Genomic DNA, 22,923 nt, shown 5'->3' on the forward strand with positions numbered 1-22,923 from the left:
AAATCCCAATGGTGCATATGCATTACCTTTGAAAGTACGTTATAATTACTATACTTACTTGCATAAAGGAGGATTTTTTTGTTACAAGTACTTTATATTTTCATCCCTATGCTTGCTGCGATATTAGTACCATTCTTATATAAGAGCATAAAAAATATTCATACAGGCTGGTTCGTTCTTGCAGTACCTGCTACTCTCGTGATTATTTATGCCTCTTATATTGCAAAAGTTGCAAAGGGTGAAGTATTCCAAGCTGAACTTCCTTGGATTCCATCGCTTGATATTTCTGTCGTTTCTTATTTAGACGGACTTAGTTTGCTGTTCTCGTTACTTATCACGGGGATCGGTTCACTTGTTGTGCTTTACTCGATTTTCTACTTAGATAAACATAAAGAAAAACTACATAATTTTTATGTTTACTTATTACTATTTATGTCTGCCATGCTAGGGGTTGTGCAATCTGACCATTTAATTACTTTGTACTTCTTCTGGGAATTAACGTCGATATCTTCGTTCCTACTAATAGGCTACTGGTACACTCGTGATGCTTCTCGTTTCGGTGCACTGAAGTCCATGATGATTACAGTTGGCGGCGGTTTAATGATGTTAGGGGGATTTATTCTTCTTTCTATAATGGGTGGAACGTATTCAATTCGTGAACTCATTGTCATTGCACCAGATTTAGTGGGGCATCCATTGTTTACATGGTCGTTAGTATTATTGCTATTAGGTGCATTTACGAAATCTGCGCAGTTCCCATTCTACATTTGGTTACCAGATGCAATGGAAGCGCCAACACCAGTTAGTGCATACCTACACTCCGCAACAATGGTCAAAGCTGGTTTATACTTAGTTGCTCGCTTTACACCAATTTTTGCCGTTTCAGAACTTTGGGTGTGGCTTGTAACAGGCGTAGGTTTATTAACGTTATTCTGGGGTTCTTTCTTTGCCTTGAAACAAACGGATTTAAAAGGGATTCTTGCGTTCTCTACTGTCAGCCAACTTGGACTGATTATGTCGTTACTGGGCGGAGGCGCAGTGGCGTTTCATGTGAATGGTGCAGCTGATTTAGTGTTTAAATTCGCAGCCTTCGCAGCCATTTTCCACCTGATTAACCACGCAACATTCAAAGGTAGCTTATTCATGATTGCTGGTATTATCGATCATGAAACTGGTACCCGCGATATACGGAAGCTCGGTGGATTAATGAGTATTATGCCACTCAGTTTTACAGTGGCAGCAATAGGAAGCTTTTCGATGGCAGGCTTGCCACCATTCAATGGCTTCTTGAGTAAAGAAATGTTTTTATCAGCAATGCTTGCTCTTAATGAATTCGAATTGTTCGGCTTTGATACTTGGGGAGCACTCTTCCCGATTGTAGCTTGGATTGCAAGTATTTTTACATTTATCTATAGTTTCTACTTTGTATTTAGAACATTCGCTGGACAATATAAACCAGAACAATTCCCGCGTAAACCACATGAGGCACCAATTGGTATGTTGATTTCACCAATGATTTTAGCAGCATTCGTTGTCATTATATTCTTCATTCCTAATCTAATTGGTGACACTTTTGTAAAGCCGGCTGTACAAGCTATTCAGCCATTTTTATATGATTCACCTAGTGCTATCGATATCCATGTCTCAGCTTGGCATGGCTTACAACCTGAATTGTTTATGACAATAGGTATTGTGATTATAGGCGTTTTATTGTTTGTAGCCTTACCGAAATGGCAGGGCCTTTACAATTTATTCCCACGTTCACTCACATTTAATAATGCATACGACAAAATTATGCAAGGATTAGATGTTGGTTTATATCGTATCTCCCGTCTTTATATGACCGGCTCAATGCGCCATTACTTACTTTATATGTTTAGCGGTATTGTAGCAATCGTGCTTGGTACTTTATTTGTGAAAGATGCTTTTTCAATTTCCTTTGAAGGGGCAGCACCAATTCGGTCCTATCAAATTATTCTAATAATCGTCTTAGTTATCGGCACTGCGACAACGATATTAGCAAAATCACGCTTGACCGCAATAATTGGTCTCGGTTCAGTTGGCTATACAGTAGCATTATTCTTCGTTATTTTTAATGCTCCTGATTTAGCGTTAACTCAGCTTGTCATTGAAACGATTTCTGTCGCATTATTCCTACTGGCGTTTTATCATCTTCCAAAGCTTGGGAAACGTGAAGAACGTATGCGCTTTCAATTAAATCGTGCAATCATATCAATCGCAGTTGGTGTAATGGTAACGTTGATAGCATTATCAGCTCACTCGCAAAAGCTGATCCCGTCCATTTCAAAATATTACAAGGAAACAGTCTATTCTTTAGCAGGTGGAGGGAACATCGTCAACGTTATTTTAGTAGACTATCGTGGTTTCGATACGTTGTTTGAAATTACAGTATTAAGCATTGCAGGTATGGCTATTTTAGCTATGATTAAGCTTCGCATGAATAGAAAGGAGAAAGCACATGAAAACAAATGATGTGATTCTTCAATTCACAGCAAAAATTGTGTTCTTCATTATTTTCTTCTTCTCCATTCATATTTTTATGGCTGGACATTATACACCAGGAGGCGGCTTTGTCGGTGGACTTTTAACATCCAGTGCCATTGTATTATTGGTACTTGCCTTTGATTTAAAAACAGTACGCACTGTATTACCTTTTAATTATACGTACTTAACGGCAACTGGCTTATTATTAGCACTTTCAACAGCAGCGTTTCCAATGTTTCTTGGAGAGCCGTTTTTCACTCACTTCTTTGATTATTTCGATTTACCGCTTCTTGGCAAACAGTCATTACACACGGCAATGCTCTTTGATGGCGGCGTTTACTTGGTTGTTGTCGGCGTTACGATGACCATTATTCAAACGATTGGGGAGGATGAATAATGGAAATAATTATGGCGTTTGTTATTGGCTTCTTGTTCATGGCAGCAGTTTATTTAATTTTATCTAAAAGTTTATTGCGCATTATTATAGGTACGGGGCTACTCAGTCATGGGGCTCATTTGCTTATTTTAACAATGGGTGGTCTTGGAGGAGAAGCACCCCCTGTTTTAACAGAAGGTGCAAAAACATTTGCCGATCCGTTACCACAAGCACTCATCTTAACAGCAATCGTTATTAGCTTCGGCGTAACGGCCTTCTTCCTTGTGCTTGCATACCGTTCCTATCAGGAGCTTGAAACGGATGATATTAGTTTAATGAGAGGAAGTGATGAGGATGAATAACTTCCTTCTGCTACCGATCATCATCCCGTTCTTCTTCGGCATGATTTTAATGTTCGGTCAAAAAAATTTAAAATACCAACGTACATTTGCGTTACTCGGTATTGGACTGGCTCTCGTATCAGCGATTGCACTACTAATAAAAGTAAAAAATGATGGGATACAAAAGGTCACATTTGGTGATTGGCCTGTTCCTTACGGCATTACTATGGTATCGGATATGGTATCTGCATTACTGGTCACAACGACTCTTCTGATTACTCTTTTTGTCGTGTGGTATGGCTTTGGCTCAATCACAAAAGAACGTGAACGCTTCTTCTACTATCCTGGTATTATGTTTATTTTAACTGGTGTAAATGGCGCCTTTACGACAGGTGATATTTTTAACTTATTCGTCTTCTTTGAAGTACTGTTGATGTCATCATACTTACTGATTGTATTGGGTGGCGAAAAGCAACAGCTTATGGGCTCTATCAAGTATATTTTAATTAATGTTATTTCATCAGCATTATTTGTGATTACCGTAGCCTTCCTATATTCCGTTGTTGGTACGTTGAATATGGCAGACATCGCGGTGAAAATCGGTGAAATTGACCAACCAGGTATTGTAACAGTCATTGCTGTATTGTTTTTAATGGTATTTGGGCTTAAAGCGGCGATTTTCCCGTTGTACTTCTGGCTCCCAACATCCTATGCTGCAGCACCAATTCCTGTATTAACTCTATTTGGTGCATTGCTAACGAAGGTTGGAATATACGCAATTACGCGTACCTATACGTTGTTTTTCGTCTATGATTTATCGTATACACATGATTTACTAATGGCATTAGCAATTGCTACTATTATTGCAGGCTGTATTGGGGCACTTGCTTATTTCGATGTTAAGCTCATTATTATTTACAACATTGTCATTGCCGTAGGCGTCATTTTATTCGGCGTATCTCAAATGAATGAAACTGCCCTTAAAGGTGCGATGTTTTATTTAATTCATGACATGTTGATAAAAGCGGCGCTCTTTATGCTAATTGGCATTGTGATTTACATTACAGGCACATCCGACTTACGTAAAATGGGTGGTCTTATGAAGAAGTATCCGGCACTAGGCTGGTTCTATTTAATCGCTGCTTTTGGTTTAGCAGGGATACCTCCACTGAGTGGTTTCGTCGGGAAATTGTTAATCGTCCAGGGGGGCTTTGAAGCTGGTAGCATGTGGAGTAGTATTTTCATTTTAGCTTCCTCTCTGCTTGTCTTGCTTTCTGTTATTCGTATCTTCCTTTATGCCTTCTGGGGTGAGGAAAAGGAAACGAAGGGCACTGTCGATAAAAAAGTCTATACTACACTATTTGTGCCTACTGTGCTGTTAGTGCTAATTACAGTAGCATACGGTGTTGGTACAGAATGGCTGACACCATTTATGGACGATGCTGCTAAATTATTAAATGATCCATCTATATATATAGATGCTGTAATGAAGGAGGATTAGAGCTATGGCATTTCAAATCATATTAAATTTTGCTCTTGCCTTCGTTTGGATGTTCCTATCATCTAATTACACAGCAACTGGTTTTCTAGTTGGCTTCATACTCGGTATTATCCTACTAGTCATCATGCGCAGATTTTTTTCATCGCGACTATATGTTTTCCGAATATGGGCAATCATCAAGCTCACTATTCTCTTTCTAAAAGAATTAATATTAGCCAATATCCAAGTACTACAAGTTGTTTTAAGGCCAAAATTGGATATGCAACCTGCATTCTTTGCTTACCCTACGGTTTTACGCGAGGACTGGGAAATTACTTTATTATCAAGTCTTATTACACTAACACCTGGGACGGTAGTGGTACATGTATCGGATGATGCAAAAACATTGTATGTCCATGCAATTGATATTAGTGATGTCGATGATGCCATTGCTTCCATTCGGGATTCATTTGAAAAAGCCATTTTGGAGGTGAGTAAATCATGATGACGTTTATCATGGCCTCAATTGTAGTGATTTGCTTATCAATGATTGCAGTGATTTATCGTATGGTTAAGGGACCCTCTGCATCTGACCGTGTTGTAGCACTGGATTCACTTGGTGTCTCACTAATTTCGTTAATCGGACTGTTTTCCATATTGGTTGAAACAAGCTTCTTCTTGGAAATTGTGTTATTGTTAGCGATTTTATCGTTCATCGGTACTGTTGCTTTCTCTAAATTTATAGAGAAGGGAGATATCATTAAACGTGACAATTCTCGCTAATAGTTTAGTTATCTTTTTCATTTCTGTCGGGGTACTATTTATTGTTGTGACAGCCATTGGGCTAATTCGTCTACCTGATTTGTACACTCGCGCCCATGCTGCTTCTAAAAGTGCAACACTTGGTGTCATGTGTGTGCTGATTGGCGTCTTCTTTCACTTTTGGCTTATTGAAGATCACTTTAATCCCCGTATTTTATTAGGCATTTTATTTCTATTCATCACAGGTCCTGTTGGTGGACATATTATGACCCGTTCCTCTTATATTGCAGGTGTTAAGCCTTGGAAAGGAACAGTACGTGATGACCTTGCCTCTGAAATCGACAACATGAAAAAGGAGCAAGGAATTAAATAAACCACTAACATTTATATATTTCAACATAAAAACGACAATCCGTTGTAATGCAATGGATTGTCGTTTTTTATGTTTCTAGATATAGCCTTTGTCTGTTAAAATGGCAGTTAACTGTTCTACACATTGCTCAATAGAATGTTGCTCAGTATCTAACATCACTTCTGGATGATGTGGTTCTTCATACGGTGCACTAATACCTGTAAAGTTTGGAATTTCCGCATTGCGTGCTTTTTTATAAAGACCTTTTGGATCACGTTTTTCACATGTCTCCACTGAGCATTTTACATAGACCTCTAAAAATTCTCCCTCTCCCATTAAATCACGAACAATTTGTCGATCTGCTCGGTATGGTGATATAAAGGCCGTGAGAACAATTTGACCGCTCTCTACAAAGAGTTTAGAGACTTCCCCGATACGTCGAATATTTTCTTTGCGATCTGCTTCTCCAAAGCCTAAATCATTATTTAAGCCATGACGCACATTATCACCATCTAATACGAAAGCTTGATTGCCTCTTTCAAACAAGGTGCGTGCAAAAGCATTCGCGACGGATGATTTTCCTGAAGCAGATAAACCTGTAAACCATAAAATAAAGCTTTGGTGTTTGTTTTGTTGACGACGCTCCTGCTTTGAAATTGAAGACTTATGCCAAACGATATTTGAAGTCAATTGAGTACCTCCTTACGCATTCCTCTAATCAGCACCTCAACAACCTCTGCTCGACTAAATGTACTTGGGGGTACCTCGCCATTTCGTAACATTTCACGTACCTTTGTGCCCGATAGAATCACATGTGAGGTGCTGTCATGTGGACAAGTTTTCGTTGTTGCCATGCCCTCACACTTACTACAATAAAAACTGTGTTCGAACTTTAATGGGACAATCCCTAGTTCAGATTCTGTGAATTGTTCAAAGATTTTTTGTGCATCATAGGTGCCATAGTAATCACCAACCCCTGCATGGTCACGTCCAACAATAAAATGCGTGCAGCCGTAGTTTTTACGCACCAATGCATGAAAAATAGCTTCCTTTGGTCCTGCATAGCGCATTGCCGCTGGGAATACTCCGAGTTGTACACGGTGCTCTGGATAATAATTTTTTAGTAAAACCTCATAGCTTTCCATACGAATGGCTGCAGATACATCATCTGACTTTGTTTCACCTACTAATGGATTTAAAAACAAACCATCGATTGTTTCCAACGCCGCCTTTTGAATGTACTCATGTGCCCGATGGACAGGATTACGTGTCTGGAAGCCGACAATGGTATGCCAGTTCTTCTTTGCAAATAGCTGACGTGTTTCAAGCGGATCGAATGAATAAGCTGGGAATTTTTTCTCAAGTCGCTTTATAAGTATGACTTTACCACCAATATAAATACTTGGACGATCATGCAATTTTTTAACACCTGGATGCGCTAAATCCTTTGTACCATAAACAAGTAACGCCTCTTTGTGCTTATCTGGCTCATAAATATCAGCTATAACTATGACACCATAAGCCTCACCAGCATGTACTAACTTCACCTCATCCCCCACTTGCAGGCTTGCAGAAGTTTCTTTCGAAACAGGTAGTGTAATAGGAATACTCCAAACAATACCAGAAGCTAGACGAGTATTTTCTACAACAGATTCATAATCTTCCTTTGTTAAAAAACCATCAATTGGACTATAACCACCAATTGCAATAAGCTCTAAATCACTCAATGCCATCACATCGATGTCAATTTCCTTCTTAATATGTGTAATTGTCTTTTGTGGATTATAGGCTTGCACTAATGTACCGCCATGTGGTTGTAAGCTCATGTGAATTTCCTCCTAGACTAATTAAATTACTTTGTTTTATATTAAATACCTTCACCTGCATTATATATTGCTCGTTCCTCTTCACGCACTGTACGTACTAAACTAATCGCACCAAGCGTTCCGACAATTATACTTCCCATTAAAACAATGGCATATAAATCCTTCTCCATAAAAAGTTGGACAAGGCCATAAGAAATCGCCAATGACAAGATAGGTGACACAATCCAAATACGAATAATTTTTTTTACAATATGCTTATGGAAAATTTGCTTTCCGTTTTTAGCCATCCCCATTCCAATAATAGAGGAGGATGTAACTTGTGTTAAGGGAACTGGCAGCCCAAATACAGAGCTTATACCTACTAGCACTGCACCTGTAGTTGAAATAAGAATGCCCTCTGCCTTTTCAAAACGCACAATTTTTTTTCCGTTTGTTTCTAGTACCCGCTTGCCGAGAAGCATTGCACCGAGTGCTACAAAGGCCCCGCCAAGCCAAATGCCATTTGTCACAGTCATCATACCAGCACCAACAAGTGGACCAACTGCATTGGCGACATTATTCATTCCTGCTGAGAAGGCTTCAAAAAATCCCGCAAACACTAACAAAACTGTTAGTATTGGTCGGTTTTTTAAACACCCTCTGTTTTTTAATTTATACAGCAATTTTCCAAAGAACAGTGCCACAATAAATGCGATGATAGGCACAAGCACCCAAAAGGACACGATGATTAGCAAAGACTTAACGTAAAGCACTTTGTAGGCAATCCCTACTCCTACAACAGCACCCACTGTTACTTCACTGGTCGATAACGGAATACCTAACAGATTGGCAAGGAATAAAGAACTCGTTGCAGAGATTAAAATAATAATCACAATCTTTACGGTAATATACTCCTGCGGCATAATGCCTGCGCTTATCGTCTTGACAACTTCACCACCGCCAAGCACTGCTCCAGCAAAAACACCTACTGCACAAATCAACAGCGCTTGCCAAGCCTTTGTTATCGCACCTGCACCGTAAGCAACCCCCATTGACGCAGCAGCACCACTTGCGCCAATATTCATAGCAAAAAATAAACTAATGGCAATGGCAATATATTCTAGCATGGCAACACTCCCTTATTCGTGTAACCCACACTCAGTTTTGCCAGATCCTTGCCACCTGCCTGAACGCAGATCATCCATATTAAATGCTGGTTGTGTACAGTGCTCACAGCCAATGCTTGGATAACCTTTATCATGCAATGGATTATATGGCAAATTATGTTTTGAAACGTAACGCCATACATCCTTCCAGGTCCAATGAATAAGTGGGCAAATTTTAATGGACTTAAATTTGTCATCGCGATTAATAAAGTTTGTATTCATTCGTGTTGGGGATTGCTCACGACGTAATCCTGATATCCATGCCTTTGCACCTGCTAGCGCCTCATTTAAAGGTAGCGTTTTGCGAATTTCACAACACTTATTTGGGTTTTTTTTCCATAATTCATGACCAAATTGGTTTGCCTGTTCCTCAAGTGTAAGTGCTGATTTTTTTAAAATAATATTAAGCTGTGGATATTTTTCCTTTACCCGATCAATCGTTTCATATGTTTCCTTAAAATGAACATCTGTGTCTAAAAAGACAATGGTTGCGGTTGGCTTCACTTTAGAGATAAGATCAATTAAAACAATCCCCTCAATCCCAAAACTACAGGCATAGACGATTTCTTCACCATATTCTCCATAACTCCAGCGTAAAACCTCAAGCGCAGCCTTATATGTCTCATCCTGTTCAAAGACGATTGTTGGCTCTTGCCAAGTTTCATACGTTAACATGTAATCCCCCTCATAAAAATCAACTACGTCTCTGCGTAATCGTACTTGTCGCCTTGTTTTCACTTCTCTTCATGCAACGAAACTAATTTACAATTTTTGAATTGTACGTTGGCCTGTACGATGCATAAAATTTCCGTATATCCACAACGACGACTTATTGGGCCAAAGAATTGCTAATATAGTTAGCGCTTGGACGCCCCGCTAAATCAACATAAAAAGGCGTTCTAACAATAGGCACAAAAATACTACATGCCTACGTTAAAACGCCTCTAGTTTGACTAGCCAGCTCTTATTGGTAATTGTGTACTGGTCATTCACACCCCATACAACTATCACACTTATTATATTTTAATATAAACTATATTTCACCTAGTAGTCAACTAGGTTTTTTGAAAAAAATAAACTTATTTTCAATTACATCCTAATCTTTCTCGCTCTTCTCTTATACATTATATGTCACGAATCATGTTTACGAACTATTTTATTCATAATAGCTGTCTTTTGCTACATACACCTTCACGCTTTATTAACCTATATGCCTAAAAAAGCCGAAATTCATAATGTATCATACAATTATGAAAGATAAAGCCATGCGTCTTGATACTATTGAAGAAACAACAGTTGAACAATGAATAGGCCGAGTACTATTCAATACACCAGCAATTAGCACACTTTTCTAAATTATCTTTTTTATTTCAATTCCTTGTTGACTAATAGGAAATATATGTTTAATGTAGAACTATGATTGCAAACAAATAAATAAAAAGCTGATCAGAGAATCTGAAGGCCATCTATCCAAAGACTTACAACTGTAAGTGAGATAGATGGTCTTTTGCGTTTTTTGACAAAAAGGGAGAGGTTTTTTATGAAGAAAAGAAAACATATTTTTCAATCGTTGGCACTATTAGGTGCATTAACACTGACCTTAACAGGATGCAACACGAGTTCTTCCAACGAAGATGCAAGCACTGGGGAAACAAAAAAATCTGTTGAACTATTAAATGTTTCTTATGATCCAACTCGTGAACTTTATCAAGAATTTAACAATGATTTTATCGCTAAATGGAAAACCGAAACAGGTCAGGATGTTACCATACAACAATCGCATGGCGGCTCTGGCAAACAGGGGCGTGCAGTCATTGACGGTCTCGAAGCTGATGTAGTAACGCTAGCTCTTGCCTATGATATTGATGAAATCGCTCAAACGCGTGAATTGTTAAACAAAGATTGGCAATCAGAATTTGAAAGTAACTCTACACCGTATACTTCGACAATTGTCTTTTTAGTACGCAAAGGGAATCCAAAGGCGATACAAGATTGGAATGACCTCACAAAAGACGATGTCTCCGTAATAACACCCAATCCTAAAACATCAGGTGGTGCTCGTTGGAATTACTTAGCTGCTTGGGCATATGCAGCAAAGCTGTATAACAAGGATGAAGCGAAGATAAAAGAATTTATGACGGCATTGTATAGCAATGTAGAGGTCCTAGATTCCGGCGCACGTGGCTCAACAACTACATTTGTTGAACGTGAAATTGGCGATGTTTTAATCGCTTGGGAGAACGAAGCCTATTTATCATTGAATGAATTAGGTAAGGATGAATTTGACATTATTACACCCTCTTTAAGTATTTTAGCAGAACCCCCTGTTGCGATTGTCGATAAAATTGTAGATAAAAAAGGTACGCGTGAAGTGGCCGAGGCTTATTTAAAACATTTATATAGTGATATTGGGCAAGAAATTGCAGCTAAAAATTACTATCGTCCACGTAATGCTGACATACTTGCCAAATATCAAGATCAATTCCCTACTCTTGAACTCATTTCGATTGAAGACTTTGGCGGTTGGGAAAAGGCACAATACACACATTTTAAAGACGGTGGAACATTTGATGAAATTTACGTTCCACAGTAAGGAGGCATTTCATGAATAGCCTAACATTAAAAAAGAAGCCAGCACATATAATTCCCGGCTTCCATCTTTCGCTGGGGTACACAATGTTGTATGTTAGTTTGCTTGTACTGCTGCCGTTAGCAATGATTTTTATTCATACGATGACCTTAAGTTGGTCAGAGTTTACCAGTATCGTAAGCAACCCACGTGCCGTTGCCTCCTATAAACTTAGCTTCGGCACAGCGCTTGCTGCTGGCTTGCTCAATGTACTATTCGGCACCATTATCGCTTGGGTACTTGTGCGCTATCATTTTCCGTTCAAACGTATTATTGACGGACTAGTAGATTTACCATTCGCCTTACCTACCGCAGTTGCAGGGATTGCTTTAACTTCTTTATATGCTCCAAATGGTTGGATTGGGCGGATTTTTGATTTTAAAATTGCCTTTACGCCACTTGGTATTATAATTGCCCTGACATTTATCGGATTACCATTCGTTGTACGAACTGTGCAACCAGTTTTGCAAAATATTAGTGCTGAAATTGAAGAAGCATCTGCAAGTCTCGGCGCCACACGTCTTCAAACATTTATTAAAGTTATTTTCCCAGAACTTTTACCTGCAATATTAACAGGCTTTTCGTTAGCCTTTGCACGTGCTTTAGGGGAATATGGATCGGTTGTGTTTATCGCCGGAAATATGCCAATGAAAACCGAAATTACACCATTAATCATTATGACGAAGCTTGAACAATATGATTATGCAGGTGCTACTTCTATTGCAGTCGTGATGCTTGTCACTTCCTTCGTCCTATTATTCACCATTAATCTGATACAATGGCTGGCAAATCGTCGCTTTGTACATTAGGAGGGTTTTTTAATGGAACAATCTACCTCAAATGAGCAGGCCACTCCTCCCAAAAATGCGGTCGCTTCGACGTCTGCTGCCTTACAAGAACCACGTTTTATACGCTACAGTTTGACATTTATTGCATTAGCCTTTTTAGCTTTTTTTATCGTGTTGCCGCTCGTGTCAATTTTTATTACTGCCTTTCAAAAAGGAGCGGCCGTGTATTTCGCGGCCATAACGCATGCAGATGCTTTATCCGCTATCAAACTGACTTTAATCGTTGTCACTATAGCGGTTCCCTTAAATGCAATTTTTGGTGTAATGGCTGCTTGGGCACTGACAAAATTCAATTTTAAAGGGAAAAATCTTCTGCTGACACTTGTTGATTTACCGTTCGCAGTGTCCCCTGTTATTGCAGGCCTCGTCTTTATTTTATTGTTCGGAGCACAAGGTTTGTTCGGTGATTGGCTTTTTGCTAATGACATCAAAATTGTTTTCGCATTGCCCGGTATTGTGCTGGCTACGATTTTTGTAACTTTACCCTTTGTTGCTAGAGAGCTCATTCCACTCATGCAGGCACAGGGAACATCCGAAGAGGAAGCGTCTATCTCACTCGGTGCAAATGGCTTTAAAACATTTTGGTATGTCACACTACCAAATATTAAATGGGGATTATTTTATGGCCTGATATTATGTAACGCACGTGCCATTGGAGAATTCGGCGCTGTTTCCGTTGTCTCTGGCCATATTCGTGGCATGACGAATACGATGCCGCTCCATATTGAAATTTTATACAATGAATATCAATTCTCGGCAGCTTTTGCCGTTGCTTCGCTCATGAGTGTGATTGCAATTTTAACACTCATTATCAAAGATATCGTCGCTTGGAAATCAAAATCAGTTTAATGGGGGAATTACCTGCATGAGCATTCAAATTCAAAATGTTTCTAAAAGATTCGGTTCTTTTCAAGCTTTAAAGGATGTATCCATCGATATTCAATCGGGAGAGCTAATCGCATTACTTGGCCCTTCTGGCTCTGGTAAAACTTCACTACTGCGAGTTATAGCAGGGCTTGAAGCCTCTGATGGCGGCGACATTTTGTTTGACGGTCAAACCATTACAAATCGCCATCCAAAGGAGCGTAATGTTGGATTTGTGTTCCAACATTACGCACTATTTCGCCATATGACAGTGTTTAATAATGTTGCTTATGGACTTAAGGTACGTCCGCGGAAAACAAGGCCTTCGAAGGAAAAGATAAAGGATAAAGTAATGGAACTACTGCAACTTGTAAAGCTTGAAAATTTTGCAGAGCGTTATCCAACACAGCTGTCTGGTGGACAACGTCAGCGTGTAGCACTTGCCAGAGCCCTTGCAGTCGAGCCCAAGGTATTGCTATTAGATGAGCCATTCGGCGCACTCGATGCCAAGGTGCGTAAAGAGCTACGGCGATGGTTGCGAAAGCTTCATGATGAGTTCCACATTACAAGTATTTTTGTGACACATGACCAAGAAGAAGCGCTTGATGTGGCTGATCGCATCGTCGTGATGAATAATGGTCAAATCGAGCAAATCGGTAGTCCAGATGAAGTATACACACATCCAAAGAGTCCATTCGTCTATGATTTTTTAGGGAATGTCAATCTTTTTAAGGGACGTTTACATAACGGTCACTTGACACATGGCGAATTTACTATTGCTGTCCCTGACTCATATGCTCATACGCAAGAGGATGCAGTTGGATACGTCCGTCCACACAATATTCAAATTGAAAAAACAGCTGTATCGGGGACTGTTCCTGCCAAAGTAAGCCATATTCATTTACTGGGGCCAATCGTGCAGATTGAGTTACGGCGTAAGGATGTGGATGAATATTTAGAGGCGGAACTTTCAAAAGAACAATACCATACACTTCAGCTCAAGGTTGGTGATGAAGTATTTGTAAAACCAAAGGAATTAAAAGTATTTATCCCAGAGGATTTCTCGATTTAATAAATAAGGGGCTACCTAAATCTAAATTTACTATTTTTCATAGGGGAAAGTTCCTTTTCATTTATTACGGGAATGAACGAAGCTGTATCGGTGTGTGCTACGTTGCTTACCAGCTCACCGCATTTGTGCAGCTAGCGCTCATAGACATGACGATTTTCGCCGCCCATCTGCTGGGTTTCCGTACTTTTCCTGTGGCCAACGTTTCCCTTTTTCCACGCTTACGAAATACAGAAGACTACGAAAAGGATTTCAACTTAGTTTCATTCTCATGCAAACACAAAAGACTACGCAAAAAAATAATATTTTTTGCATAGTCTTTTAATGTTTATCTTAACTATTATGGAATTGTTGCCCGTCAAATACTGCTTCTACATAGCCTAGTCGAATAACGAAATCACCGAAATGCTCGCCTTGCACACGCTCTTTCGCATAATGTAAAAGTATTGGACGAAGCTCTGCTAAAATTTCTTCTTCTCCGATATTTTCACGATAAATCTTGTTTAAACGATTACCAGTAAAACTTGCACCTAGGTACATATTATACTTTCCGGGTCCTTTACCGATAAAGCCTATTTCCCCCATTGCTGCACGCGAGCAGCCATTAGGACAGCCAGACATACGTATGACGATTTCTGTGTCATGTAGACCAGCTTCATCGATAATAGTATCAATCTTCGTAATGAGTGCAGGTAAATAACGTTCTGCCTCCGCCATCGCTAGACCACAAGTTGGTAAAGAAACACAGGCAATTGAATTGCGGCGTAACGCTGAGTAGTATGCGCCATCTGTTAGCTGATACTCCTCAATAAGGGCTGCAATTTTTTTCTTTTTCTGTGGTGCTACATTACCAATCATTAAATTCTGATTAGGCGTTAAACGGAAATCACCTGTATGCACTTTTGCAATTTCGCGTAAGCCTGTTAACAGCTGATAATCCTCAAAATCTTTAATGCGTCCATTTTGTATGAATAATGTGTAATGCCAGTTGCCGTCTGCCCCTTTAATCCAGCCGAATTCATCACCTGTACGTTCAAAGGTAAACGAGCGCGCCTGTTGCATTTCCCAACCAAGGCGACGATGTAATTCCGTCGTAAACCACTCAAGTCCTCTGGCATCAATTGTGTATTTAAAGCGCGCGTTTTTACGCACGGAACGATTTCCATAATCACGTTGAATCGTAATAATTTTCTCTGCTGTTTCCAATAGCTTATCAGGCGTGATAAATCCTATGACACGAGCAAGTTGAGGATATGTTTCCTGATCCCCATGCGTCATCCCCATGCCTCCGCCGACTGCTACGTTAAAGCCTACTAGTTTGTCTTGTTCAACAATTGCGATTAAACCAATATCTTGCGAGTAAACATCTACATCGTTACTCGGTGGGATAGCGATACCGATTTTAAATTTACGCGGTAAGTATTGTGCTCCATAAATCGGCTCAACCTCTTCGTCCTGGCTATCAATTATCTTTTCACCATCTAACCACAATTCATGATACGCACGTGTTCTTGGCAGTAAATGCTCACTAAGTTTTGCGGACCAATTGTAAATTTCTTCATGTAATGCTGATTGATTTGGATTGACATTACACATGACATTTCGATTGACATCCCCACACGCAGCGAGAGAATCCAGGAGTACATCATTGATTTCCTGCATATATTTTTTGACATTCCATTTCAAAATACCGTGCACTTGGAATGCTTGTCGTGTAGTTAATTTCAACGATCCATTACCATACTTCCTTGCCATTTCATCCATTACAAGCCACTGTGCTGGTGTTGCTGCGCCTCCAGGGGCACGGACGCGCACCATGAATTGATAGGCTGGCTCAAGTTTTTGACGTTGCCGTTCATTTCGCAGATCGCGGTCATCTTGTAAGTAACTACCATGGAATTTCATCAGGCGATTATCATCTTCAGGAATTCCTGAACTTAATGGATCATTCATTGTCCGTTCAAGCGAACCACGTAAATAATTACTTTCCGTTTTAATACGTTCAACATCACTAGGTGTACCGAGTTGCGGTGGCAATACAATTTTTTTCGTCATTCTTATCGCTCCTTGATTAATAAACGTCACGTTGATAGCGTTTTTGTTGTTTTAACTCTTTTACAAAGGCTTTTGCTTCTTCAGCCGTTTTTTGCCCTTGCTGTTCAATAATGTGAAGTATTGTCCGATCAACATCCGACGCCATTGATTTTTTATCGCCGCACACATAGATTACAGCGCCTTGCTCAAGCCACTTATAGAAGGTCTCTGCATTTTCCTCGATTTTATGCTGAACATAAACTTTTTTATCCGTATCACGAGAAAAAGCTACATTCATTTTTGTTAATGTCCCTGAAGCCAACCAGCGTTGCCAATCTGTTTGGTACAGAAAATCGGTTACAAAATGTTGATCGCCAAAGAATAGCCATGATTTACCCTCTAAGCCTAATTCCTCGCGTTCCTCTAAAAATGCACGGTAAGGGGCAATCCCTGTGCCTGCACCAATCATAATAATTGGTGTTTCCTCTTGCTCTGGCAATCTAAAATTCGGGTTTTTATGAACATAAATTGGCAATGGGTCACCAACCTGAATTCGCTCAGCAATACTGCCTGAACATACCCCAAGTCGTGTTCGACCATTGTTTTCATAGCTAACCTTGCCAATCGTTAAATGTACCTCATCACTATTTGCCTTCTGGCTGCTAGCAATTGAATAAAGGCGCGCAGGAATTTTGCGTAACAACGAAACAAATTGCTGTGCATCCCATGAAAACGGTGCGTAATCTTCGGCAATATCTAGTAAATCACGGCCTTTTACATAGCTCTTCCATGCTGTATCATCTTTAAGTAAAGCATCAAAATCCTCACTTACTGTAAAAGCAGCAATTTTTTGTAATAAAGGTTTCGATAAAACTGTAATTTCTAGCTTTTTCTGTAATGCTTCTTTTAAGGTTAATGATTCTTCCAATACAGTTACTTTTGATTGCCCCTCTAATTGCAGTGCTGTCAACAAAGCATCTACTAAGGATTCATCATTCTCCGGCTGAATTCCAATACTATCTCCAGGTTCAAAATGAAAGTCAGCTCCTTCAATAGCAAGCTCCACATGATATGTTTCTTTGTTCGAACCACGTCCATTAAGATTTAGAATTTCTAATACTTCTGCATAAAAAGGATTTTTACGAGAATAAGAAGATTTAGCTCCCTTTACATCTACTTCACCATTGTTAGTTATAGTTGCTGTAGCTGTACTTCGAAGTAAGGCCTCTTGTACAGCTGTGAACCATTGAGCAGCCGGTTCATCATAATCTAAGTCGCAATCTGTACGTGGAGCGATACGTGTTGCTCCTAACTTCTCGAACTGCTCATCAAAATCCTTACCTGTTTTACAGAAATATTCATAGGAACTATCCCCTAATGCCAGCACTGAATAATGAAGATGTTGTAATTTTGGTGCTCGCTTACTATACAGAAAATCATAAAACTGAATCGCTTGATCTGGTGGCTCTCCCTCGCCATGTGTACTAACAACGAGTAATAGATTCGTTGTTTTCTTTAAATTATTTGGTTTAAAACTCGCTAGGGAAGAGATGGTTACTTCCACATCATTTTCTTTTAATATTGCTGCGTATTTCTCAGCTAAACCCTGACTATTACCTGTTTGTGAACCATATAAAACGGTTACTGCTTTAGTAGTTGGTGTTACTGTTAGTGGTGCTTCCTCTACAACTGCATTTACGGCTGCTTGTGATGCACTTAAATAACCATTTAACCAGATTTTCTGTTCTACTGTTAATTTAGGAAGAAGCTCATTTAATAGCTTTACCTGCTCCTCACTAAATGGACTATTTATTACTTGCAGTTTCAAACTTTGCCACCTCGCGTATTATTTTAAAAGTTATCTAAGACGTATTTTTTCTTTCTTTTCAATTTGGACCACATAGGAATTTTGTACAATCAATGTAATCGATCCGTGGTTCACAGTATTTAAAATTTGTCGGACATTATCTAATGCTAGATTTATATTTTCCGTCCTCTTATCTACCATTACGAAACACCTTCCTTTAAATTTTAAAGTTGTAATAATTCATGAATACGTTCCACTAAAGCTTTCTTTACATTGTCGTCATAGCCAAGGCTTTCACATAAAATAATGTTCTTTTCCTCATAACTCACCAAACGCTTTGTAATACTCTGACGTAAGATGCCTGTAAACAATAAATAAGGCACAATAAAAACACGGTTGTCGTTATCTTGCTTTTGCTGTAACCACTCTTCAAAGGTCGGACCCGTTCCATATAAAAAACACGTATCTACTGCTACATATGCATATTTATCACGCAATCTTGTCGCGATTTTTGCTAAATCGAGCTTCACTGCAGGATCACTACTACCACGTCCTATGAGTAAAACATTTGCTTGATCAGTAGTGTAGTGAGTATCTAAAATGCGTGCTTGTAACGTGTCTATCAATAGTTCGTGTACACCGAGTGGCTTACCGTATGTAAACCTTACAGTAGGATATTGTATTTTTGCTTGTTCTATTTCTAGAGGAATATCGTGCTTTGCATGCTGGGCGGCTAATAATAAAATTGGCATGATGGCAATGGCTGTTGCTCCACGTTGGATACAGCACTCTATACCTTCAGCAATTGTTGGTTCAGCTAATTCTAAAAAACAAATTTCTTGAATCGGTAGTTCAATTTCCTGTTGCACTCGCTGAAGAAATGCAACGGCTTGCTCCACACCAGCCTTAACCCGACTACCATGTGCAATATATAAAATTGCCTGCATGAAAACACTTCCTTACACAGATATTTCTTCTATTAGGGGTTCTGGCTTAACATTTTCCAACCATTGAATTTTTTCACGCAGTGTCACCACTTCCCCGACAACAATTATGCTAGGATTTTGAATGTTTTCCTTTTTGACTACCTCTTCAATATTCGCCAAAGTACCTGTTACAGTTTTTTGCTGCGCAAATGTTCCCCACTGAATAAGTGCGACGGGTGTTTTTTCTTCTCGGCCGTATTTGAGCAATTGCTGACGAATGTAAGGTAGATTACCAACCCCCATGTAAATCGCAATCGTATCAATACCCTTTGCTAAGCTTTCCCACTGAATGCTATCATCCTTACCTTCTTGCATATGCCCAGTAACCATCGCAAAACTTGAACTTAAGTCACGATGTGTAACAGGAATTCCTGCATAAGCTGGTGCTGCAATACCAGAGGTGATACCCGGTACAATTTCAAACGGTATGTTATGCTGTGCAAGCACCTCTGCTTCCTCAGCACCTCTTCCAAAAACGAATGGGTCACCACCCTTTAATCTGATTACATTCAAGCCTTGTTGGGCATAGTTAACTAGTGCACGATTGATTTGCTCTTGAATCATGGCATGTCGACTAGGTAACTTGCCACAAAAAATCAGTTTGGCACCCTTTTTGGCATATGTTAGCAACTCCTTATTAATGAGTCGGTCATACAAAATGATATCTGCTGTTTCAATGCAACGTAGTCCTTTTACTGTAATGAGGTCAACATCTCCAGGTCCTGCTCCTACAATATGAACTTTTACCACTTAATCCCCTCCTTTTTCTGCATTCTTCGTTGAGAAAGAAAAGAGGCCCATATCATCCATGGGCATAGCAATGCCGTGAATAATAGGAGCCTCTAGTTTGCTAGTCAGCTTCGCATTTAATTCTTAGTAATATAATAAGAATAATAAATAATTTAGTATATTCTGTCAACAGTTAATTTAGTACTTGCTAATTGTCCTTCATAAAAAACAACCAGTCACCGATTCATTATCGATAACTGGTTGATTACTTATTACGTCTGTCATATTGAGTTAATATGGCCTTCCATAACGTGGGAATGGTGGACCAGGTCGAAAATATGGTGGACGTGGTGGATATGGACGATAGTTTGGATAATATGGATAGTAAGGATACTGATTAAATTGTGAGCCAATTAAACTTCCTAAAAACCCTCCAAAAAATGGCGCACCAAACGGCAATAAGAAACCCCCAAAGCCCCCTGGATATCCTCCGAAATTTCGCATATGCTACCTCCCTTTTTACTCTATCTTATGTAAAGAGGGAACATAACCCACGTGTTTATTGCCTACCTTATTTTTCTTCTCCTAGACGTTGCACAAAGTTAGCCAATGTACGTACCATTACACCTGTACCACCTTTTGGTCCTAAATCATGTGTAGCCACCGCATCTGATGTTCCTGCAATGTCTAAATGAATCCAAGGTGTATCACCGACAAACTCACCAACAAAACCTCCACCGAAAATCATGTGACCGTCACGGCCTGGTGAGTTATTTAAATCTGCAACATCTGACTTACGAATACGTTTTTTATCACTTTCTGTTAACGGCATACGCCATACAAATTCATCTGTTTCCTGAGCAGCTTCCATGAAAGCAGCAAAAAATTCATCATCATTAGCTAGTGCACCGGTTTTATCCATACCAAGCGCTGTAATCACACCACCCGTTAATGTTGCCACATCAATCAATGCTGTAGCACCTTGCTGTTTGGCATAGGTAGTAGCATCTGCAAGTACTAAACGTCCCTCTGCATCTGTATTTAATACCTCTACCGTTTTACCACTATACATCGTAATGACGTCATCTGGTTTAAAGGCAAGACCTGATACCATGTTGTCAGTAGAACCAATCACCGCTACTACGTTTTTATTAGGGCGTAATTCGCCAATAATTTTCATAGCACCAAGGACTGCAGCTGCACCTCCCATATCACCCTTCATCCCGACCATTGAATCTTTTGGTTTTAAAGAATAGCCACCTGTATCATATGTAACACCTTTACCAACAAGACCTATTGGATCAGCAAAATCATCGGTTGCTTTATATTTTAAAGTGATTAAACGAGGTTCTTCAACTGAACCTTGATTCACGCTTAAAATACCACCCATACCAAGCTCCTCTAATTGCGCTTTATCTAAAATTTCAACCTCAAAATCATATTCAGCAGCTAGTGACTCTGCATAATTTGCTAGGTCTATTGCTGTTAATAAATTAGGCGGTAGATTAATTAAACTACGTGCTTCATTTACAGCATCTGCATAAATAATACCTACTTCATAGCTAGCAACAACCACATCTATATCTTCTGCTGCTGTTACAAGATGAACTGCATCTATACGACGATCTACTTCATTAGAAGTTGTTTTATAATGAGGAATTGCATAGTAACCAAGTCCTGTACCTTCACCAGCTAAAAACGCAACATCTGTTACAGAAATAGTATCTGTTGTAAAAGACTCAAGCCAGATAGAATATTCTTTTACTTTTAAAGCGCGCAGCTCTTTACCCACTAAACCAAATGCAGTACGTAAATCGCTTTCTGTTAAGTTTTTACGCTCGTCTAACCCAACAAATAAAATTCGTTTTAGCTTTGTGTGCTCCTTGACGAATGGTAATTTAGTAATTTTTTTCAGCTCTGTTGATACGTCTCCTACACTTAACCAAGTGTCTAGTGATGCTCCATAAAATGTTGAAAAGTTTGTCCAATCCTGCATTTGTTCACGATGTTTTGTGACCCCTACAACCAGTACTTCAGTAGAAATCGTTTCAAATGTTTTTGCTTCTTTTACAATATGCATATCAATTCCTCCATTTCAATATTTCCATTATACCTAACTTTCAAAAAAGAGCGTAATATTTGGCTATTTCTTCTTTTAGAAAATAATGAATGTTATAATAAATGTACTATTAAGCGAAGGTTGTGATGTGTGTGAGTATACTTCAAAATACCCCTTTACTGGTCGCCCTTTTTTGTGTTCTCTTTGCACAATTTGTAAAAATTCCTATTCATTTTTTAATGACAAAACAAATTAAATGGGGCCTTTTTACGTCAACTGGGGGAATGCCTAGTTCACACTCCGCATCCGTCACAGGGCTAACAACCTCTATTGCCTACGAAGCTGGGCTCAACTCTCCTGTTTTTGCTGTTGCCGCCATGTTTTCATTTATCGTCATGTATGACGCTAGCGGTGTTCGCTATCAAGCTGGTCAACACGCTGTAGTCCTTAATCAACTCCGCAAAGATTTTGAAACACTGATACGAGATATTAAAGAATGGCCACAAATGGATGGACAAGAAAAAATGGAAGAGTTAAAAACATTACTTGGACACAAGCGTAGTGAGGTATTTTTCGGGGCACTAACTGGTATTTTGATTGCCATCATCATCTATCAATTCATTCAATAAAGAAAAAGGAGTTAACTCAATTTTCGAGTCAACTCCTTTCTTGTTTTTGCCTTGACATAATTAGGGCTCGGTTGCGCAATTAAATAACGTTAAAACATGCGATAGCCATTTTTACGTAAAAAAATCATCACAATCCCTGCGACAATTGCACCTGCAAATCCACCTGTTAAAATTGAAATATCTACAACTTGTAGTGCTTGCAATTTATCTAAAAGGGCTGGAAATGCCGTACCTGGTTTGAAAATATAATCTAAAAAGCTTACATCATCTACAATAAAGACAACTACAATTGGATACACAACCGCCATTAACCATGTCATACGCAGTAACATATTCAATAAGAATCCGATACCAAAAAACATGACGAAAAATAACACAATTGAAATGATTAACTGTACTAATGAAACTGGACCATCCATCTATGTATAACCTCCATTTTCCTCTCATTAGTTTACCTGATAACAACAATGCTTTCAATGAAC

The 22,923-nt window shown here is 39.2% G+C and carries 24 protein-coding genes; 12 read left to right on the plus strand and 12 right to left on the minus strand.

All coding sequences use genetic code 11. The annotated features are described in order from the left end of the window. Nucleotides 1-78: 78 nt before the first annotated feature. Genes C9J35_RS08165 through mnhG form a run of 7 tightly spaced genes read left to right on the plus strand, consistent with a single transcriptional unit; the run spans nucleotide 79 to nucleotide 5,837 of the window. Nucleotides 79-2,493, plus strand: a complete 2,415-nt coding sequence (locus C9J35_RS08165) for a Na+/H+ antiporter subunit A (RefSeq protein WP_107924118.1) — start codon at nucleotides 79-81, stop codon at nucleotides 2,491-2,493. Beyond that, nucleotides 2,480-2,902 carry a Na(+)/H(+) antiporter subunit B gene (locus tag C9J35_RS08170; protein ID WP_054767617.1) on the plus strand — a complete coding sequence of 141 codons (423 nt, stop codon included), beginning with the start codon at nucleotides 2,480-2,482 and terminating at the stop codon, nucleotides 2,900-2,902. The genes C9J35_RS08165 and C9J35_RS08170 overlap by 14 nt, the downstream gene beginning before the upstream one ends. Beyond that, nucleotides 2,902-3,243 carry a Na(+)/H(+) antiporter subunit C gene (locus C9J35_RS08175; protein WP_010857512.1) on the plus strand — a complete coding sequence of 114 codons (342 nt, stop codon included), beginning with the start codon at nucleotides 2,902-2,904 and terminating at the stop codon, nucleotides 3,241-3,243. The genes C9J35_RS08170 and C9J35_RS08175 overlap by 1 nt, the downstream gene beginning before the upstream one ends. Then, on the plus strand, nucleotides 3,236-4,723 hold the full coding sequence (locus C9J35_RS08180) for a Na+/H+ antiporter subunit D (RefSeq protein WP_107924119.1): 1,488 nt from the start codon (nucleotides 3,236-3,238) through the stop codon (nucleotides 4,721-4,723). The genes C9J35_RS08175 and C9J35_RS08180 overlap by 8 nt, the downstream gene beginning before the upstream one ends. Nucleotides 4,724-4,727: 4 nt before the next feature. Further along, on the plus strand, nucleotides 4,728-5,207 hold the full coding sequence (locus C9J35_RS08185) for a Na+/H+ antiporter subunit E (RefSeq protein WP_107924120.1): 480 nt from the start codon (nucleotides 4,728-4,730) through the stop codon (nucleotides 5,205-5,207). After that, nucleotides 5,204-5,485, plus strand: coding sequence for a Na(+)/H(+) antiporter subunit F1 (locus C9J35_RS08190; protein WP_054767616.1), 282 nt, complete (start codon nucleotides 5,204-5,206; stop codon nucleotides 5,483-5,485). Before C9J35_RS08185 ends, C9J35_RS08190 begins: the two co-directional genes overlap by 4 nt. Continuing rightward, nucleotides 5,469-5,837: a monovalent cation/H(+) antiporter subunit G gene (gene mnhG / locus C9J35_RS08195; protein ID WP_054767615.1), complete on the plus strand. Its 369-nt coding sequence runs from the start codon at nucleotides 5,469-5,471 to the stop codon at nucleotides 5,835-5,837. Before C9J35_RS08190 ends, mnhG begins: the two co-directional genes overlap by 17 nt. Before the next feature lie 75 nt (nucleotides 5,838-5,912). Here the strand turns inward: mnhG and cysC are convergent, their stop codons facing one another. The 4 genes from cysC to C9J35_RS08215 are packed head-to-tail and all read right to left on the minus strand — an operon-like array spanning nucleotide 5,913 to nucleotide 9,462. After that, entirely contained in the window at nucleotides 5,913-6,506 is a 594-nt protein-coding gene (gene cysC / locus C9J35_RS08200) for an adenylyl-sulfate kinase (protein WP_107924121.1), read from the minus strand. Next, nucleotides 6,503-7,642 carry a sulfate adenylyltransferase gene (sat, locus tag C9J35_RS08205; protein WP_107924122.1) on the minus strand — a complete coding sequence of 380 codons (1,140 nt, stop codon included), beginning with the start codon at nucleotides 7,640-7,642 and terminating at the stop codon, nucleotides 6,503-6,505. The genes cysC and sat overlap by 4 nt, the downstream gene beginning before the upstream one ends. 41 nt (nucleotides 7,643-7,683) lie before the next feature. Next, nucleotides 7,684-8,748, minus strand: a complete 1,065-nt coding sequence (gene cysP, locus C9J35_RS08210) for a sulfate permease (protein WP_107924123.1) — start codon at nucleotides 8,746-8,748, stop codon at nucleotides 7,684-7,686. Nucleotides 8,749-8,760: 12 nt separating this feature from the next. Then, nucleotides 8,761-9,462, minus strand: coding sequence for a phosphoadenylyl-sulfate reductase (locus C9J35_RS08215; RefSeq protein WP_107924124.1), 702 nt, complete (start codon nucleotides 9,460-9,462; stop codon nucleotides 8,761-8,763). Nucleotides 9,463-10,327: 865 nt separating this feature from the next. Between C9J35_RS08215 and C9J35_RS08220 the strand changes: the two genes are divergently transcribed. Genes C9J35_RS08220 through C9J35_RS08235 form a run of 4 tightly spaced genes read left to right on the plus strand, consistent with a single transcriptional unit; the run spans nucleotide 10,328 to nucleotide 14,200 of the window. Continuing rightward, nucleotides 10,328-11,380: a sulfate ABC transporter substrate-binding protein gene (locus C9J35_RS08220; RefSeq protein WP_107924125.1), complete on the plus strand. Its 1,053-nt coding sequence runs from the start codon at nucleotides 10,328-10,330 to the stop codon at nucleotides 11,378-11,380. Nucleotides 11,381-11,391: 11 nt separating this feature from the next. After that, nucleotides 11,392-12,225: a sulfate ABC transporter permease subunit CysT gene (gene cysT / locus C9J35_RS08225; protein ID WP_107924126.1), complete on the plus strand. Its 834-nt coding sequence runs from the start codon at nucleotides 11,392-11,394 to the stop codon at nucleotides 12,223-12,225. A 12-nt stretch (nucleotides 12,226-12,237) separates the two neighbouring features. Further along, on the plus strand, nucleotides 12,238-13,113 hold the full coding sequence (cysW, locus tag C9J35_RS08230) for a sulfate ABC transporter permease subunit CysW (RefSeq protein WP_107924127.1): 876 nt from the start codon (nucleotides 12,238-12,240) through the stop codon (nucleotides 13,111-13,113). Between the two features lie 16 nt (nucleotides 13,114-13,129). Beyond that, nucleotides 13,130-14,200, plus strand: coding sequence for a sulfate/molybdate ABC transporter ATP-binding protein (locus tag C9J35_RS08235; RefSeq protein WP_107924128.1), 1,071 nt, complete (start codon nucleotides 13,130-13,132; stop codon nucleotides 14,198-14,200). 330 nt (nucleotides 14,201-14,530) lie between these two features. Here C9J35_RS08235 and cysI read toward each other — a convergent pair whose 3' ends face one another. The 7 genes from cysI to C9J35_RS08270 all read right to left on the minus strand — a co-directional run bounded on the left by cysI (nucleotide 14,531) and on the right by C9J35_RS08270 (nucleotide 21,833). Then, nucleotides 14,531-16,252 carry an assimilatory sulfite reductase (NADPH) hemoprotein subunit gene (gene cysI, locus C9J35_RS08240; protein ID WP_107924129.1) on the minus strand — a complete coding sequence of 574 codons (1,722 nt, stop codon included), beginning with the start codon at nucleotides 16,250-16,252 and terminating at the stop codon, nucleotides 14,531-14,533. Between the two features lie 16 nt (nucleotides 16,253-16,268). Then, nucleotides 16,269-18,059 carry an assimilatory sulfite reductase (NADPH) flavoprotein subunit gene (locus C9J35_RS08245; RefSeq protein WP_107924130.1) on the minus strand — a complete coding sequence of 597 codons (1,791 nt, stop codon included), beginning with the start codon at nucleotides 18,057-18,059 and terminating at the stop codon, nucleotides 16,269-16,271. A 30-nt stretch (nucleotides 18,060-18,089) separates the two neighbouring features. Next, nucleotides 18,090-18,239 (minus strand): YezD family protein, encoded by a 150-nt coding sequence (locus tag C9J35_RS08250; RefSeq protein WP_107924131.1) that lies wholly within the window; start codon nucleotides 18,237-18,239, stop codon nucleotides 18,090-18,092. Nucleotides 18,240-18,262: 23 nt separating this feature from the next. Continuing rightward, entirely contained in the window at nucleotides 18,263-18,985 is a 723-nt protein-coding gene (locus C9J35_RS08255) for a sirohydrochlorin chelatase (protein WP_107924132.1), read from the minus strand. A 12-nt stretch (nucleotides 18,986-18,997) separates the two neighbouring features. Continuing rightward, entirely contained in the window at nucleotides 18,998-19,774 is a 777-nt protein-coding gene (gene cobA, locus C9J35_RS08260; RefSeq protein WP_107924133.1) for a uroporphyrinogen-III C-methyltransferase, read from the minus strand. Between the two features lie 270 nt (nucleotides 19,775-20,044). Beyond that, complete coding sequence (locus tag C9J35_RS08265) at nucleotides 20,045-20,257, minus strand: uroporphyrin-III methyltransferase (protein WP_107924134.1); 213 nt, start codon at nucleotides 20,255-20,257, stop codon at nucleotides 20,045-20,047. Nucleotides 20,258-20,324: 67 nt separating this feature from the next. Continuing rightward, a complete protein-coding gene (locus C9J35_RS08270) occupies nucleotides 20,325-21,833 on the minus strand; it encodes a leucyl aminopeptidase (protein WP_107924135.1) in 1,509 nt (502 codons plus the stop codon). 125 nt (nucleotides 21,834-21,958) lie between these two features. Between C9J35_RS08270 and C9J35_RS08275 the strand changes: the two genes are divergently transcribed. Further along, complete coding sequence (locus tag C9J35_RS08275) at nucleotides 21,959-22,441, plus strand: divergent PAP2 family protein (protein ID WP_107924136.1); 483 nt, start codon at nucleotides 21,959-21,961, stop codon at nucleotides 22,439-22,441. A gap of 89 nt (nucleotides 22,442-22,530) precedes the next feature. On the opposite strand, the gene C9J35_RS08280 is transcribed toward C9J35_RS08275, so the two are convergent. Then, on the minus strand, nucleotides 22,531-22,860 hold the full coding sequence (locus C9J35_RS08280; protein WP_010857490.1) for a YuiB family protein: 330 nt from the start codon (nucleotides 22,858-22,860) through the stop codon (nucleotides 22,531-22,533). Nucleotides 22,861-22,923 lie beyond the last annotated feature (63 nt).

The organism is Lysinibacillus parviboronicapiens, assembly GCF_003049575.1.
Classification (GTDB): Bacteria; Bacillota; Bacilli; order Bacillales_A; family Planococcaceae; genus Lysinibacillus; species Lysinibacillus parviboronicapiens.

Coding starts and splice junctions, on each gene's coding strand:
- C9J35_RS08220 (WP_107924125.1), top strand. CDS start 10,328: ATGAAGAAAAGAAAACATATTTTTCAATCGTTGGCACTATTAGGTGCA.
- C9J35_RS08250 (WP_107924131.1), bottom strand. CDS start 18,239: ATGGTAGATAAGAGGACGGAAAATATAAATCTAGCATTAGATAATGTC.
- C9J35_RS08215 (WP_107924124.1), bottom strand. CDS start 9,462: ATGTTAACGTATGAAACTTGGCAAGAGCCAACAATCGTCTTTGAACAG.
- cysI (WP_107924129.1), bottom strand. CDS start 16,252: ATGACGAAAAAAATTGTATTGCCACCGCAACTCGGTACACCTAGTGAT.
- cysW (WP_107924127.1), top strand. CDS start 12,238: ATGGAACAATCTACCTCAAATGAGCAGGCCACTCCTCCCAAAAATGCG.
- C9J35_RS08255 (WP_107924132.1), bottom strand. CDS start 18,985: ATGCAGGCAATTTTATATATTGCACATGGTAGTCGGGTTAAGGCTGGT.
- sat (WP_107924122.1), bottom strand. CDS start 7,642: ATGAGCTTACAACCACATGGCGGTACATTAGTGCAAGCCTATAATCCA.
- C9J35_RS08275 (WP_107924136.1), top strand. CDS start 21,959: ATGTGTGTGAGTATACTTCAAAATACCCCTTTACTGGTCGCCCTTTTT.
- cysP (WP_107924123.1), bottom strand. CDS start 8,748: ATGCTAGAATATATTGCCATTGCCATTAGTTTATTTTTTGCTATGAAT.
- C9J35_RS08185 (WP_107924120.1), top strand. CDS start 4,728: ATGGCATTTCAAATCATATTAAATTTTGCTCTTGCCTTCGTTTGGATG.
- C9J35_RS08180 (WP_107924119.1), top strand. CDS start 3,236: ATGAATAACTTCCTTCTGCTACCGATCATCATCCCGTTCTTCTTCGGC.
- C9J35_RS08170 (WP_054767617.1), top strand. CDS start 2,480: ATGAAAACAAATGATGTGATTCTTCAATTCACAGCAAAAATTGTGTTC.
- C9J35_RS08190 (WP_054767616.1), top strand. CDS start 5,204: ATGATGACGTTTATCATGGCCTCAATTGTAGTGATTTGCTTATCAATG.
- C9J35_RS08270 (WP_107924135.1), bottom strand. CDS start 21,833: ATGCATATTGTAAAAGAAGCAAAAACATTTGAAACGATTTCTACTGAA.
- C9J35_RS08235 (WP_107924128.1), top strand. CDS start 13,130: ATGAGCATTCAAATTCAAAATGTTTCTAAAAGATTCGGTTCTTTTCAA.
- C9J35_RS08280 (WP_010857490.1), bottom strand. CDS start 22,860: ATGGATGGTCCAGTTTCATTAGTACAGTTAATCATTTCAATTGTGTTA.
- cysT (WP_107924126.1), top strand. CDS start 11,392: ATGAATAGCCTAACATTAAAAAAGAAGCCAGCACATATAATTCCCGGC.
- C9J35_RS08175 (WP_010857512.1), top strand. CDS start 2,902: ATGGAAATAATTATGGCGTTTGTTATTGGCTTCTTGTTCATGGCAGCA.
- C9J35_RS08265 (WP_107924134.1), bottom strand. CDS start 20,257: ATGCGAAATTTCGGAGGATATCCAGGGGGCTTTGGGGGTTTCTTATTG.